The sequence below is a fragment of the Kitasatospora paranensis genome (assembly GCF_039544005.1).
In the GTDB taxonomy this organism is placed as follows: Bacteria; Actinomycetota; Actinomycetes; order Streptomycetales; family Streptomycetaceae; genus Kitasatospora; species Kitasatospora paranensis.
In genome coordinates, this window is the sequence record NZ_BAABKV010000001.1 from 896,735 (window position 1) to 910,483 (window position 13,749).

At 73.7% G+C, this 13,749-nt stretch carries 14 protein-coding genes and 1 pseudogene; 8 read left to right on the plus strand and 7 right to left on the minus strand.

Annotated features, from left to right (window positions below):
• Positions 1 to 194: 194 nt before the first annotated feature.
• The gene (locus ABEB13_RS04665; RefSeq protein WP_345704413.1) at positions 195 to 914 is read left to right on the plus strand and encodes a class II aldolase/adducin family protein; all 720 of its coding nucleotides are present in this window, start codon (positions 195 to 197) and stop codon (positions 912 to 914) included.
• A gap of 84 nt (positions 915 to 998) precedes the next feature.
• Here ABEB13_RS04665 and ABEB13_RS04670 read toward each other — a convergent pair whose 3' ends face one another.
• Both ABEB13_RS04670 and ABEB13_RS04675 read right to left on the minus strand, forming a co-directional pair.
• Positions 999 to 1,463 (minus strand): phage tail protein, encoded by a 465-nt coding sequence (locus ABEB13_RS04670; protein ID WP_345704414.1) that lies wholly within the window; start codon positions 1,461 to 1,463, stop codon positions 999 to 1,001.
• Positions 1,464 to 1,569: 106 nt separating this feature from the next.
• Positions 1,570 to 1,776: a DUF2180 family protein gene (locus ABEB13_RS04675; RefSeq protein ID WP_100892017.1), complete on the minus strand. Its 207-nt coding sequence runs from the start codon at positions 1,774 to 1,776 to the stop codon at positions 1,570 to 1,572.
• Between the two features lie 264 nt (positions 1,777 to 2,040).
• Between ABEB13_RS04675 and ABEB13_RS04680 the strand changes: the two genes are divergently transcribed.
• Positions 2,041 to 2,304: a GlsB/YeaQ/YmgE family stress response membrane protein gene (locus ABEB13_RS04680; RefSeq protein ID WP_345704415.1), complete on the plus strand. Its 264-nt coding sequence runs from the start codon at positions 2,041 to 2,043 to the stop codon at positions 2,302 to 2,304.
• Between the two features lie 201 nt (positions 2,305 to 2,505).
• Entirely contained in the window at positions 2,506 to 2,844 is a 339-nt protein-coding gene (locus ABEB13_RS04685; protein WP_345704416.1) for a hypothetical protein, read from the plus strand.
• A 69-nt stretch (positions 2,845 to 2,913) separates the two neighbouring features.
• Here ABEB13_RS04685 and ABEB13_RS04690 read toward each other — a convergent pair whose 3' ends face one another.
• The 3 genes from ABEB13_RS04690 to ABEB13_RS04700 all read right to left on the minus strand — a co-directional run bounded on the left by ABEB13_RS04690 (position 2,914) and on the right by ABEB13_RS04700 (position 6,563).
• Positions 2,914 to 3,654 carry a hypothetical protein gene (locus tag ABEB13_RS04690; RefSeq protein WP_345704417.1) on the minus strand — a complete coding sequence of 247 codons (741 nt, stop codon included), beginning with the start codon at positions 3,652 to 3,654 and terminating at the stop codon, positions 2,914 to 2,916.
• Entirely contained in the window at positions 3,651 to 5,246 is a 1,596-nt protein-coding gene (locus tag ABEB13_RS04695) for an LCP family protein (RefSeq protein ID WP_345704418.1), read from the minus strand. Before ABEB13_RS04695 ends, ABEB13_RS04690 begins: the two co-directional genes overlap by 4 nt.
• 276 nt (positions 5,247 to 5,522) lie before the next feature.
• Entirely contained in the window at positions 5,523 to 6,563 is a 1,041-nt protein-coding gene (locus ABEB13_RS04700) for a BadF/BadG/BcrA/BcrD ATPase family protein (protein WP_345704419.1), read from the minus strand.
• A 325-nt stretch (positions 6,564 to 6,888) separates the two neighbouring features.
• Between ABEB13_RS04700 and ABEB13_RS04705 the strand changes: the two genes are divergently transcribed.
• Positions 6,889 to 8,346, plus strand: a complete 1,458-nt coding sequence (locus ABEB13_RS04705) for an alpha-amylase (protein ID WP_380232683.1) — start codon at positions 6,889 to 6,891, stop codon at positions 8,344 to 8,346.
• Positions 8,347 to 8,481: 135 nt separating this feature from the next.
• Positions 8,482 to 9,222: a Mut7-C RNAse domain-containing protein gene (locus ABEB13_RS04710; protein WP_345704420.1), complete on the plus strand. Its 741-nt coding sequence runs from the start codon at positions 8,482 to 8,484 to the stop codon at positions 9,220 to 9,222.
• A gap of 48 nt (positions 9,223 to 9,270) precedes the next feature.
• On the opposite strand, the gene ABEB13_RS04715 is transcribed toward ABEB13_RS04710, so the two are convergent.
• On the minus strand, positions 9,271 to 9,654 hold the full coding sequence (locus ABEB13_RS04715) for a Zn-ribbon domain-containing OB-fold protein (protein ID WP_345704421.1): 384 nt from the start codon (positions 9,652 to 9,654) through the stop codon (positions 9,271 to 9,273).
• 280 nt (positions 9,655 to 9,934) lie between these two features.
• Between ABEB13_RS04715 and ABEB13_RS04720 the strand changes: the two genes are divergently transcribed.
• The 3 genes and pseudogenes from ABEB13_RS04720 to ABEB13_RS04730 all read left to right on the plus strand — a co-directional run bounded on the left by ABEB13_RS04720 (position 9,935) and on the right by ABEB13_RS04730 (position 12,904).
• Positions 9,935 to 11,086 (plus strand): acyl-CoA dehydrogenase family protein, encoded by a 1,152-nt coding sequence (locus ABEB13_RS04720; protein WP_345704422.1) that lies wholly within the window; start codon positions 9,935 to 9,937, stop codon positions 11,084 to 11,086.
• A 36-nt stretch (positions 11,087 to 11,122) separates the two neighbouring features.
• Positions 11,123 to 11,907, plus strand: a pseudogene (locus ABEB13_RS04725) (electron transfer flavoprotein subunit beta/FixA family protein).
• 43 nt (positions 11,908 to 11,950) lie between these two features.
• Positions 11,951 to 12,904, plus strand: coding sequence for an electron transfer flavoprotein subunit alpha/FixB family protein (locus ABEB13_RS04730; protein ID WP_345704423.1), 954 nt, complete (start codon positions 11,951 to 11,953; stop codon positions 12,902 to 12,904).
• 108 nt (positions 12,905 to 13,012) lie between these two features.
• On the opposite strand, the gene ABEB13_RS04735 is transcribed toward ABEB13_RS04730, so the two are convergent.
• Positions 13,013 to 13,687 (minus strand): TetR family transcriptional regulator, encoded by a 675-nt coding sequence (locus ABEB13_RS04735; RefSeq protein ID WP_100893123.1) that lies wholly within the window; start codon positions 13,685 to 13,687, stop codon positions 13,013 to 13,015.
• Positions 13,688 to 13,749: the final 62 nt, after the last annotated feature.

Sequence of the window (13,749 nt, forward strand, 5' to 3'; positions counted from 1 at the left end):
ACCGAGTCCCCTCGCATACAGGAATGCATCCGATGCATTGGCACATCGGATACACGGATGTATCTTTTGGGCGTCCGCACCGCCGCCGACCTCTGGAGCCCCGCCATGACCTCCCCGCTGCCGTCCTCGCTGGCCGCCGCCGTCGGCCCCGTCCCGGAGGGTGTGCTGCTGCCACTCCCCCGACCTTCGACTCGGTGGAGGCCGAACGGCAGTACCGTAAGGAGCAACTCGCGGCGGGCTTCCGGCTGTTCGGCCGGTTCGGCTTCTCCGAGGGCGTCGCCGGCCACATCACCGTGCGCGACCCGGAGAACCCGCAGTGGTTCTGGGTCAACCCCTTCGGGATGGCCTTCGGCCAGATCAAGGCCTCCGACCTGATCCTCGTCGACCACGAGGGCAACCTGCTGCACGGGCGCCGGCCGGTCAACAAGGCCGCCTTCGTGATCCACTCCCAGGTGCACGCGGCCCGCCCGGACGCGGTCGCCGCCGCGCACTCCCACTCGCTCCACGGCAAGGCCTTCTCCAGCCTCGGCATCCCGCTCGCCCCGATCACCCAGGACGCCTGCGCGTTCTTCGAGGACCACGCCGTCTACAGCGACTACCGCGGAGTCGCCAACGAACTGGAGGAGGGCAAGCGGATCGCCGCCGCCCTCGGCAGCGGCAAGGCGGCCATCCTGCAGAACCACGGCCTGCTCACGGTCGGCGAGTCGGTGGCCGAGGCGGTCTGGTGGTTCGTCACCATGGAACGGTCGTGCCAGGCACAGCTGTTGGCGATGGCCGCCGGGACACCGAAGCTGATCGACCGGGAGACCGCGCTGCTCACCCGCGGGCAGATCGGCAGCCACCTGGCCGGCTGGTTCCAGGCCCGCCCGCTGTGGGACCAGATCACCGCCTCCGACCCCGACCTGTTCGACTGAGCCCGGACGCACCGGCACCGGTCCGGTCCCCGAAGGGATCGGACCGGGCGGTGCGAGTGGTGCGGGCCGCCGGTGGTCGCCCGCTCAGTACTCGCCCTTGATCACGAAGTAGGAGCCGCGGATCTCGCCGGCCAGCTTCGACTTCTGACGCGCGAACTTGAAGCGCGAGGCCAACTCCTCGGGGACTTCCATGCCCTCCGAGAGCTTGAACCCGACCGCGCGCTTCGCCCCCTCCTCGATGCTGTACATCACGTTGACCGACAGGCCGGACTCGTAGAACACGTAGGCCATCCGGATGCCCTCCACCTCGAAGGCAGTGACCTCCAGCGGGCGGGCCGCGATGACGATCTCGCGCTCCTCGGCGAGAATGCGGTGCACCCAGTCGAGCGTCCCGGACGCCTCGTCGGCGGGATCGACCGTGAAGACGTGGTCGTACTTGTTCTTGAAGTAGCGCGCCTCGTTGGCGCGCAGGCCGGCGAGGGACTCCGCGACCGGAGACGACTCCAGGCCGACGGTGGACACGTTCACGAAGTCGACGACGTACGGCACGGACCCTCCTGGTGTCGATCTGTCAGGGCGACTGTAACGCCACTCCCGTCGGGCGCAGCCGGGGACACGATGCCCGGGAGGGGGTAGCTGGAGGGGGTGCCGGGCGTCAGCCCAGGGCCTCGGCCGGGGCGCAGGTCCGGCAGGCCATCCGGCGGGCGGGCTGCGGCGCGGTCGAGGCTCCCGTGCCGCTCAGGTGGTGGACGGCGTCGGCCACCACCCGCACGTGGTCCCCGCAGAGGCCCGCACCGCAGTGGTGACAGACGGCGACGGCCGTCCGGGTGCGCCCTGCGGTCGAGCAGTCGTAGCACTCCATGGCCGGACTCCCTTCCCTCGGCCCGCTGCGCCGAGGCGGTACGCCCCTCCGGAAGCCTCCCCCGCGCGGCACCCCGCCACACGGGCCCCACCGCACGGCGCGGACACCGGCCGACCCGGCGCGCGCCGGGGCCGCAGGACGCGTCCCGGCAGGTCGCGCCCCCACCGGCCCCGGCGTGCCGAATGCGACGCGCCGGGTGATGCTGGTGATCACGCAGCCGACCGGCGAGGTCTCGGCGGCGCCGGCGACGGACCGGAGGTCATCGTGTTCCAACTGCTCTGGATTCTGCTGATCGGGTTCATCCTCGGCGTGCTGGCCAAGCTCATCCTGCGCGGCCCCCAGTCCATCCCCTGGTGGCTCACCATGCTGCTCGGCGCCGCCGGCGCCCTGCTCGGCAACGCGGTGTCCGGCTGGATCGGGGTGCGCCACACCTCGGGCATCGACTGGATCCGCCATCTGCTGCAGGTCGGCTTCGCCGTCCTGCTGGTCGCGGTCGTCGCGCCCGTCTGGTCCCGCCGGAAGACCTGACCCCCGGCAGACCCGACCCACCGGCCCGTCCCGGGCCCTGCGGGGAGGAACCGCACGCACTGTTCGGGCCCGAGGCCCGTTGCGCTCCCGGCGCGGCGGGCCTCGGGCCTGGGCGCACGACCCCCTCCGGCAGGCCCTAGAATCGCTCCGCCGTCGGGCCGACCGGCCCGGGACGGCGGAGCCGTGAGCAACAGGGGGCGGATGAGCCGCGTCAGAACGGGCCTGGTGGGCGCCGTGGTGGCGGCCGTCGCCTCGGTGTGGACGATCTCGGCGATCGCCCACCGCTGGACGGGCTGCCTCGACCGCGTCGAGGCCGGGCCGCGGACGGCCCTGGTGCTGATCCTGCCCGCCTGCTTCCTGCTGCAGCTCGGCACCGGCGCCCTCTGCGCCTACCTGGCCTCGCGGTCGGGCCTGCTCACCCGCTTCCGGGATCCGCAGGTCGCGGCGTACGCGGTGACGGCCGTCGGCATTCTCGTCCTCGCCGCAGGGCTCGTCGCGGCCGCCGGTGCGCCCGCAGCCGGCCCGGGCTGCCACGGGTAGCGCGGCACCGGATCCGGGCCACCGCCCGGCCGAGGCATCAGGGGGATCCGGGCCGCCGGGACGGCAGGGTCACAGCCCCGACGGGAAGGCGAACGAGCCCGGCACGGCGACCTTGGCGTTCTCGGCCGCGGTGCCGTAGACCAGCGCGATCTCGTCGTGCGCGCCCAGCTTGATCGCGGCCGGGTCCCCGGTCACGGCCTTGCCGTTCACGTAGGCGGTCAGGGTGTGGTCCGCGTCCGTCTTCAGACCGCCGAGGTGGTCCGCGGACATCGACACCTGCCACTCGGTCATGAACTGCCCGAGCGTGAAGTCCGCCTGGACGGGGGACTCGATGTGGATCACGCCGGTGGTGTCGTGGGTGTGCAGCGGGCTGATCTGCTGGCTCTGCTCGTCGATGCCGACCAGCGCCGGGACGGTCACGGCCTTGCCGTCGGCGAAGACGTCGAGGTGGGCGTGGATGTGGAGGGCCGTTCCCTCCGCGCTCAGCATGGGCAGCCCGGCCGCCGCCACAGCCGTCGCGGCGCCGGAACCCTCCGGCGCCGGCCACGGCGGAGGTGTGGTGCGGCCCTCGGCGGTCGTCCGCGGCTGGGACGGGATGGCGGTGGCGGTGGCGGTCGCGGTGGCCGCGGCGCCGCCTCCCGAACCGTGGTCGTTGGTCGTCACGACGAGAGCGGTGATCCCGCCCACCAGCGCCAGCGCGGCGGCGGCGATGCCGCCGCGCACCAGCAGCCGGTTGCGGCGCTCGCGCCGGGCCTCGGCGGCCTGCTCGGCGGCTATCCGGCTGCGGCGGTCGGTGGGCTTGCTGCTCATGTGCGGTGTCTCCCGGATGTCGGCTCGGTCCCCCCGCCCCCGGTGCTCCCCCGCGTTCCTGCGGCTCCCCGCGCCGCTCGCCGGCGGCCCGCCCGGGCGCGTGCCGGTCTCCCGGCCCCGCCGCCCTGCTTCCAGTGTGCCGGACCGGTGGCGGAACCCGCCCTGTCCGGGGGGGTCACCCCGGACACACCGGCGCTCTCCGGCACGGTGGGTCGGGATGCGGAGGATCGCCTCTTCCTGCACCTGCCCCCGGGCGGCCTGGAACTCCCCCGTCCGGGGCGAGGTCGATACGGAGGCCGGTCAGCCGTAGCTGACGTCGGCGCAGAGGTCGGTGTCGGCGGTACGAGGGGCGCGGCCGGGCCCGCTCGGGGCCGCGGGGGCCGGGGTGGACATACCGCCGGCCGCCGTGACTGCCGGGTCCGCCGGGTCCGCCGGGTCCGCCGGGACGGTGTCGGCGGGGGCGGCGGCGGTCGGCGGGACGGCCCCGGCGGTGGGGGCGGCCGTTTGCGCGGCGGCCCCGGGGCCTCCGGCGCGTCGAGGGCGCGGTCGGCCCTGAGGGCCCGCCAGAGCCGGTCGGCGTCCGGCTGGAGCAGGGCGACCCGAGCGCCCTGGTAGCGCCAGGGCGCGGTGACGAAGGCCACGTCGTGCAGCGGGAGGTTGCGCAGCGAGGCGGCGAACGACACCAGCTTCTGCACTGAACCGAGGCCGGGGTCGACGGTGAGCGCCCGGGAGGCCGCCTCGGCGAGCGGCAGCAGGGTCGCCGGATCCATCCCCGCCCCCTTGACCTGGCGCAGCAGGGACGAGAGGAAGGCCTGCTGCCGCTTCGTCCGGCCGATGTCGGAGCCGTCCCCGAGGCCGTGCCGCAGCCGGACGTAGTCCACGGCGGACTGCCCCGCGACCCGCTGCCGGCCGGCGGCGAAGATCTCCCGGCCCTGGTAGGGCAGGCCCGGGTCCAGGTCACGTTCGGTGACGGCGTGCGGCAGGCAGACCTCGACGCCGCCGACCGCATCGGCCATGGCGGCGAACCCCCGGAAGTCGACCACCGCGGTGTGGTCGATCCGCAGCCCGGTCAGCTGCTCCACGGTGTTCTGGGTGCACGCCGGGTTGCCCCGGCCGCTGTCGCCGAGGGAGAAGGCGCTGTTGAACATCTCCCCGGTGCGGGGCGCCGTCCACCCGCCGTCGGGCAGGCGGCAGGACGGGATGTCGACCAGGGCGTCACGGGGGATCGAGACCCCGACGGCGTGCCGGTGGTCGGCGTAGACGTGCAGCAGGATCGTGGTGTCGGAGCGGGCACCGCCGACCTCACCGCCGCCCAGGTCCCGGTTGGCGCCGTCGCGCGAGTCGGAGCCGATGAGCAGGACGTTGACGGGCGTGCGGCCGTCGGCGTCCGGCCCGGCCGCGACCGGGCGGTCCCGGCTGACACCGTCGCCGGAGAAGGTGTGGATGCTGCCGTTCAGCCGCTCGTACAGCAGGCCGCCGGCCAGGGCGGCGACGACCACCGTGCCGACGACCGACCAGACCACCAGCGCCCGGCGACGACGTCGGACGGTGCCGCCGGTCGGTGCCGGGCGGCCGGATCCGGTGTCCGCCATGTACGTCCCCACTCCCCTGCGCCGATGTCCGCGGGAGCCGCCCGCGGCCGGTCCCGCCCGGCCCGTGGCCCCCGGCCGTGCCGTCCGGCGGCCCGTGCGGCCCGGGATCGGAGCCGGTCCGCGGATCTCACTGAACTACGACATACCTGTAGAAACCGACCGCAGCCTACAGGTGGGCCCCGCCGCCGCCGTGTCGGACCCGCCTGGCCGCACGACGGCGAATCCACGGACGTCCCACGCCCGGCCGCCGACCGGGCACCCGCTACCGGCCACCCGCTACCCGCAGCTGATCAGCCGCAGCAGCGGCGGCACCTCCGGCCAAGGTGAGGCGCCGCGGTCGACGGCCGCGGCGAGCCGCAGCGCGCCCATCAGCGGATCGCCCTCCGACGGATGGAGGCGGCCCTCGGGCAGCAGGGCCGCCAGGCGGCCGGCGACCGCGGCCCGCAGGCCCGGCAGCTCGAACAGTCGGCCGGTCAGGGCGATCGACGGCGCGTCGAGGCCTGCGGCAGCCGCCACGGCCGTGCCGGCGATCTCCTCGGCGGCGCGGTCCAGGATGCCGACGGCCACCGGGTCGCCCGCCACGGCGCAGTCGGCGACCGCCGGCGCCAGGGAGGCCAGCAGCGCCGCCCGATCGGGCCGCAGCTGGACGGCGGCCGGGAACCCCTCCGGCGGGCCGAACCGCTCGACCGCCCGGGCGAGCAGCGCCGTGGACCCGCCGGGGCGGCCGTCGTGGGCGCGCAGGGCCGCGTCGAGGGCGGCCCGGCCCAGCCAGGCTCCGCCGCCGCAGTCGCCGAGCAGGTGCCCCCATCCGTCGGAGCGGTGCCAGCCGGTGGCGAGGTCGGTGCCGAGGGCGATCATGCCGGTGCCCGCCGCGACCACCACGCCGGCCCGCTCCCCGAGCGCACCCGCATAGGCGGCGACGGCATCGGCGGCGAGCACCAGCCGGTGGGCGCCGGAGCGCCGGGCGAGCGGTTCGGGCAGGCGGGCCGCGAGGTCGGCGCCGAGGGTGGCCATGCCGGTGGCGCCGACGGCCAGGGTGTCCACCGTGCCGGCGCCGGTCTCGGCCAGCAGGCCCTCCAGGGCCGGGAGCAGGACGGCCAGCAGCGCGCCGGCGTCGATGCCCCGGGCGCCCGTCCGGGTCGGGGCCGTGATCTCCGTCCGTGCGGCCGGCGTCAGGCCGCCGGTGCCGTCCGGGCGGGCCAGCGCGACGCGGACGCCCGTCCCGCCGACGTCCACGCCGGCGACGAGGGCAGCCGGCGTCCGTGGGGCCGGGGCGTCGCGCCGCGGGTGTGCCTGCGGGTCGGTGGGCCGGTCCACGCGGGCGCCTCCTGGCGGGACGGTGCTGTTCGTCGGCGCGGACGGCGTCCGCGCAGGGCAACCGTACGACACGGCCCCGCGACCGGGTCGGCGGCGTCTGACGTACCGGCACCGGCACCGCCGGGGCTAGCGGCCGTGCGTCCCGGGACTCCTGTCGGCCCGTCGGGTGACCGCAGAGTATTGACGGCGCCTGGACAAGGGCCTACCTTCGGCGAACAGAAAGTTTCCAGCAAGTTTCACCATGATTGCGGCAAGACCGTGAATGGCCTTGCGCAGTCACGTATCTCCGCCCAGCCTCCGGCTGCCCCCACCCCGAGGAGACATCGTGGCCGAACCCACCCCCACGCCGCGGCACAGACGCCGGCGGCCGCGCACCGCCGCAGCCCTGACCGCCGCCGCCGTCCTCGGTGTCCCCCTCGGCGCCGGGCTCGTCCTCGGCCCCGCCGCCGAGGCCACGACCCCCGGCAGCCGGACGGTCACCGCCACCCTCTTCGAGTGGACGTACGCGTCCGTCGCCAAGGAGTGCACCGCGACCCTCGGCCCCAAGGGGTACGGCTACGTCGAGGTGTCACCGCCGCAGGAGCAGATCCAGGGCTCGCAGTGGTGGACGTCCTACCAGCCCGTCAGCTACCGGATCGCCGGCCGCCTCGGCGACGCGACCGCGTTCAAGGCCATGGTCACGACCTGCCACTCGGCGGGCGTCAAGGTGATCACGGACGCGGTGATCAACCACATGTCGGCCGGCTCGGGCACCGGTACCGGGGGCACCGTCTACACCAAGTACAACTACCCCGGCTACTACCAGACACAGGACTTCCACTCCTGCCGGCAGCCGATCAGCAACTACGCCGACCGTTCCAACGTGCAGAACTGCGAGCTGTCCGGGCTCGCGGACCTGGACACCGGCAGCGACTACGTCCGCTCCACGATCGCCGGCTACCTCAACAGCCTGATATCGATGGGGGTCGACGGCTTCCGGGTCGACGCGGCCAAGCACATCGCCGCCACCGACCTGGCCGCGATCAAGGGCAAGCTGAGCAACCCGGGCATCTACTGGGCCCAGGAGGTCATCTACGGCGCCGGCGAGGCCGTCCAGCCGGGCGAGTACACCGGCACCGGCGACGTCGACGAGTTCATGGGCGCCTACGACCTCAAGCGGATCTTCACCGCCGAGAAGCTCGCCTACCTGAGCAACTGGGGCGAGTCCTGGGGCGCGGGCTACCTGCCGAGCGCCAACGCACGGACATTCACCGACAACTGGGACACCGAGCGGAACGGCTCCACCCTCAACTACAAGTACGGCAACACCTACACGCTGGCCAACGTGTACCTGCTGGCCTGGCCCTACGGCTCGCCCAACGTCTACTCCGGCTACGAGTTCTCCGACATCGACGCCGGACCGCCGAACGGCGGCACCGTCAACGCCTGCTACGCCGACGGCTGGAAGTGCCAGCACAAGTGGCGGCAGATCGCCAACATGGTGGGCTTCCGCAACGCGGTCACCGGGACGGCGGTGACCAACTGGTGGTCCAACGGCAACAACGCCATCGCCTTCGGCCGCGGCAGCAAGGGCTACGTCGCGATCAACCACGAGAGCGGCTCGATCACCCAGACCTTCCAGACCTCGCTGCCCGCCGGCACCTACTGCGACGTCCAGCACGCCGATCCGACCAGCGGCGGGGGCTGCAGCGGCACCACCTACACGATCGGCTCCGGCGGCACCTTCACCGCCACCGTCGGCGCGGGCGACGCCATCGCCCTGTACGTCGGCGCCACCGGCTGACCGGCGGCACCACGGCGACCGGGCCGGGCCGCTGCGGCCGCCCGCGGGGGCACTCGGTGCCCGCGCGGGCGGCCGCCCGGCCGCGCCCGCGGAAGGTGATGGCGGCGCCGGGTGGGCCGCTGGCATGCTGACCCTGTGGAGAAACCCGAGATCGCCGTCGCCTTCGCCCCGGACCTGCACGTGTTCGTCGGCGGCGCGGAGCGCGCCGAACGGCCGGCCGTCCGCATCGACGGCGCAGCCACGCTCGGCCACCTCGTCGAGTCGCTGGGCGTCCCGCTGACGGAGGTCGGAGCGCTGCTCCTGGACGGCTCCCCGGTGCCCACCTCGCACATCCCGCGCGGCGGCGAGGCCGTCACCGTCCTGGCGGTCTCCCGGCCGCAGCCGCTCCCCGGGCCCGCGAGGTTCCTGCTCGACGTCCACCTGGGCAAGCTCGCACGGCAGTTGAGGCTGCTCGGCGTGGACACCGCCTACGAGAGCATCGACATCGGCGATCCCGCGCTGGCCGCCCGCTCGGCCGCCGAGCAGCGCGTCATGCTGTCCCGCGACCGCGGGCTGCTGCGCCGCCGGGAGCTGTGGGCGGGCGGGTACGTCTACAGCCACCGCCCCGAGGAGCAGCTCCGGGACGTACTCTCCCGCTTCGCACCGCCGCTGGCGCCGTGGACGCGCTGCACCGCGTGCAACGGCTCGCTGCGCGAGGCGACCAAGGAGTCGGTGCACGACGAGCTGGCGGCCGGCACCGAGCGGTCGTTCGACGTCTTCGCCCGTTGCGAGGACTGCGGGCAGGTCTACTGGCGGGGCGCCCACCACGGCCGGCTGAACGCGATCGTGGCGGACGCCGTGCGCGAATTCGGCGACATCCCGGCCACCCGGGCCTGAGCGCCCGCCGCGGCACGACTCCCCGGAGGGCCGCGCCGACGTGCCGCGTCAGTAGCTCCACGGCGGCGGCTCGGGAATGTCGCACGGTTCGACCACCGGCTCCGCCCCGGCCTCCGCCTCCCCCGCCAGCCGGACGCGGACACCGGGCCGGACGGCGTCACGGGTGCCGAGCACGCGGCAGCGCACGACGAAACCCTCGGCCATCCGCACGGGCCAGCGGTCCGCCCCGGCGGTGACGTTGCGATGGACGCAGAGCACACCCTCGCCCGCGCTGCGCTCGGCCTCCAGATCGGTGGAGCCGCAGCCGGTGCAGAGCAGGCGCTGGTACATCGCGGTGCCGCACCAGCGGCAGCGCTGGAAGTACAGCTGCGGGGTGGTGTCGTCGCGCTCCGCGACGGAGGCCGACGTACGGTCGGAAATCAGCTGGAGCACGGTTCATCTCCCTGTGCGAGGGCGGAGTCCGAGGCGCCCGGCGGCGCCGATTCAGGCTATGGCACTGAGTGCCCTCTGTAAAGGCACTCGGTGCCATGGCCGGGCGAGGAGTGGCTCCACGTGCCACCGGTGGCCGCGACACGACCGACACTCCCACGTCACGGGCGTCGGGACTGGCGCACGTGGCACAGAGTGTGTTCTATTAGGGGAACTGAGTTCCCTACAAGCCTGGATCATGCTTCGCAGCCCACCGGCGCGGGGCGGACTGGAGCGCCAGACCATGAGCAAGGACTTCGACCTCTTCCGGCTCAGCGAGGAGCACGACATGCTCCGTGAGTCGGTGCGCGCGCTCGCCGAGGCGAAGATCGCCCCGTTCGCGGCGGACGTCGACGAGCAGGGCCGGTTCCCGCAGGAGGCGCTGGACGCGCTGCAGGCCAACGACCTGCACGCGGTGCACGTGCCCGAGGAGTACGGCGGCGCGGGCGCGGACGCGCTGGCCACCGTGCTCGTCATCGAGGAGGTCGCCCGGGTCTGCGCCTCGTCCTCGCTGATCCCCGCGGTCAACAAGCTCGGCTCGCTGCCCGTCCAGCTCTCCGGCTCCGAGGAGCTCAAGGCCAAGTACCTGGGCGCGCTCGCCCGCGGCGAGGGCATGTTCTCCTACTGCCTGTCCGAGCCCGAGGCCGGCTCCGACGCGGCCGGGATGAGGACCCGCGCCGTGCGCGACGGCGACTCCTGGGTCCTCAACGGCGTCAAGCGGTGGATCACCAACGCCGGCGTCTCCGAGTTCTACACCGTCATGGCCGTCACCGACCCCGCCCTGCGCTCCCGCGGCATCTCCGCGTTCGTGGTCGAGAAGGACGACGAGGGCGTCTCCTTCGGCGCCCCGGAGAAGAAGCTCGGCATCAAGGGCTCCCCGACCCGCGAGGTCTACTTCGACAACGTCCGCATCCCCGCCGACCGCATGATCGGCGCCGAGGGCACCGGCTTCGCCACCGCCATGAAGACCCTCGACCACACCCGCGTCACCATCGCCGCCCAGGCCGTCGGCATCGCCCAGGGCGCCCTCGACTACGCCAAGGGCTACGTCCAGGAACGCAAGCAGTTCGGCAAGGCCATCGCCGAGTTCCAGGGCGTCCAGTTCATGCTCGCCGACATGGCCATGAAGCTGGAGGCCGCCCGCCAGCTCACCTACGCCGCCGCCGCCCGCTCCCAGCGCACCGACAGCGACCTCACCTTCTTCGGCGCCGCCGCCAAGTGCTACGCCTCCGACGCCGCGATGGAGATCACCACCGACGCCGTCCAGCTCCTCGGCGGCTACGGCTACACCCGCGACTACCCCGTCGAGCGGATGATGCGCGACGCCAAGATCACCCAGATCTACGAGGGCACCAACCAGGTCCAGCGCATCGTCATGGCCCGCAACCTCCCGTAACCACCCCCTCCACCACCTCAGAAAGGAGCAGGCACGATGACCTTGAGGATCGTTGTCTGTGTGAAGTACGTGCCCGATGCGACCGGTGACCGTCGCTTCGCGGATGACACCACCACCGATCGGGAGGGTGTGGACGGCCTTCTGTCGGAGCTGGACGAGTACGGCGTGGAGCAGGCGTTGCGGATCGCGGAGGCGTCCGGGGATGCCGAGGTGACCGTGCTGACGGTGGGTCCCGACGATGCGAAGGACGCGCTGCGCAAGGCGTTGTCGATGGGTGCCGACAAGGCCGTGCACGTGAACGACGACGACATCCACGGCTCGGACGTGATCGGCACGTCGGCGGTGGTGGCGAAGGCGCTGGAGAAGACCGGGTTCGACCTGGTGGTGTGCGGGATGGCGTCGACGGACGGCACGATGGGTGTGCTGCCGGCGCTGCTGGCGGAGCGGCTGGGTGTGCCGCAGGCGACCCTGCTGTCCGAGGTGTCGGTGGAGGGCGGTGTGGTCCGGGGCCGTCGTGACGGCGACGCGGCGACCGAGCTGGTCGAGGCCGGGCTGCCGGCGGTGGTGTCGGTGACCGACCAGTCGGGCGAGGCCCGCTACCCCTCCTTCAAGGGCATCATGGCCGCGAAGAAGAAGCCGGTGCAGGCCTGGGACCTGGACGACCTGGGCATCGACGCGGACGAGGTCGGCCTGGGGGTTCCTGGACGAAGGTCGAGGACGTCACCGCCCGCCCGGCCCGCACCGCGGGCACCGTCGTCAAGGACGAGGGCGAGGGCGGCAAGCAGCTGGCCGCCTACCTCGCCGCGCAGAAGTTCATCTGACCCGCCCACCGCGCATCCCACGATCGATCAGGAGCAACAAACCATGGCTGAGATCCTGGTTCTCGTGGACCACGCCGACGGTGTGGTCCGCAAGCCGGCCCTCGAACTGCTGACCCTGGCGCGCCGGATCGGCGAGCCCGCCGCGGTCGTCCTGGGCGCCGGCGACGCCGCCGCGGCGATCGCCGCCAAGGCCGCCGAGTACGGTGCCGCCACCGTGTACGTCGCCGACGGCCCCGAGTTCACCGGGCACCTCGTCGTCCCCAAGGTCGACGCGCTCACCCAGATCGCCCGGGCGAACGACGCCGCCGCCGTCCTGGTCACCTCCTCCGGCGAGGGCAAGGAGATCGCCGCCCGCGTCGCGCTGCGCCTGGGCTCGGGCATCATCACCGACGCCGTCGACCTGGAGCAGGGCGCCGCCGGCCCGGTCGCCACCCAGTCGGTGTTCGCCGCCTCCTTCCAGGTGAAGTCGACCGTCACCACCGGCGCCCCGGTCATCACCGTCAAGCCGAACTCCACCGCCCCGGAGGCGGCCCCGGCCGCCGGCACCGTGCAGACGGTGACGGTGGAGTTCACCGGGAACGCCGCCACGGTCGTCTCCCGCACCGCGCGCGTCTCCTCCGGCCGCCCGGAGCTGACCGAGGCCGCGATCGTGGTCTCGGGCGGGCGCGGTGTCGGCGCGGCCGAGGGCTTCGGCGTGGTCGAGGACCTCGCGGACGCGCTCGGCGCGGCCGTCGGCGCCTCCCGGGCCGCGGTCGACGCCGGCTGGTACCCGCACACCAACCAGGTCGGCCAGACCGGCAAGCAGGTCTCCCCGCAGCTGTACGTCGCCGCGGGCATCTCCGGCGCCATCCAGCACCGCGCCGGCATGCAGACCTCCAAGACCATCGTCGCGGTCAACAAGGACCCCGAGGCCCCGATCTTCGAACTCGTCGACTACGGCGTGGTCGGCGACCTCTTCACCGTCCTCCCCCAGCTCACCGCCGAGGCGGGACGCTGACCCCGACACCGGGGTGAAACGGCGGAGCCGGCCGGCAGGTACTGCACCTGCCGGCCGGCTCCGCCGTTTCCGCCTTCCCGGGCCGCCGCCGCGGGGCCCGGGTCCGTCTCACTCGCGGCCGAGGCCGGCCTCCACGTCCCTGACCACCCGCCACATCGGGGTGCGCCGCCGGGTGATGACCACGACCACGTCGTCCTCCTCCTCGGCCGGCGCGTCACCGGCCGGCGCGTTCGAGGTCCAGGCGCGCGAGACGTAGTCGAGGGCGTGGTCCATCTCCGCCGAGGCGTCGCCCACGCCGTCGGCGCGCAGCCAGGCCCGCAGGGCGTGGTTGTGCGCGGCGACCACGGCCGAGGCGATGACGTCGGCGCGCAGGGTGCCGTCCCGGCGGGCCGCGAACCGGCCGCGCAGGTAGGCGGCGAGCGTCCGCTCGTACCGCCAGACGACGGAGAGCTCGTACGTGCGCAGGCCGGGGACCTGCTTGGTGAGGCGGTAGCGCTGCACGGAGAAGGTGGGGTTCTCGGCGTACATCCGCAGGACCAGGCGGGCCGCGTCGCAGACCCGGACGACGGGGTCGTCGGCGTCCTCGCTCGCCTCCAGGAAGGCGGTCATGTCGGCCAGGCACTTCTCGTGGTCGGGGAAGACCACGTCCTCCTTGGACGGGAAGTAGCGGAAGAACGAGCGGCGGCCGACGCCCGCGAGCGCGACGATGTCGTCGATGGTCGTCTGCTCGTAGCCGCGTTCCAGGAACAGCCGGAAGGCCGCCGCGATCAGGGAGTCCCGCATGGCGGGCTTCGCAGGGGCGGCCGCGGTCTCCGCGCCGGCGTTCTTCGCGTCGGTCATGGCGT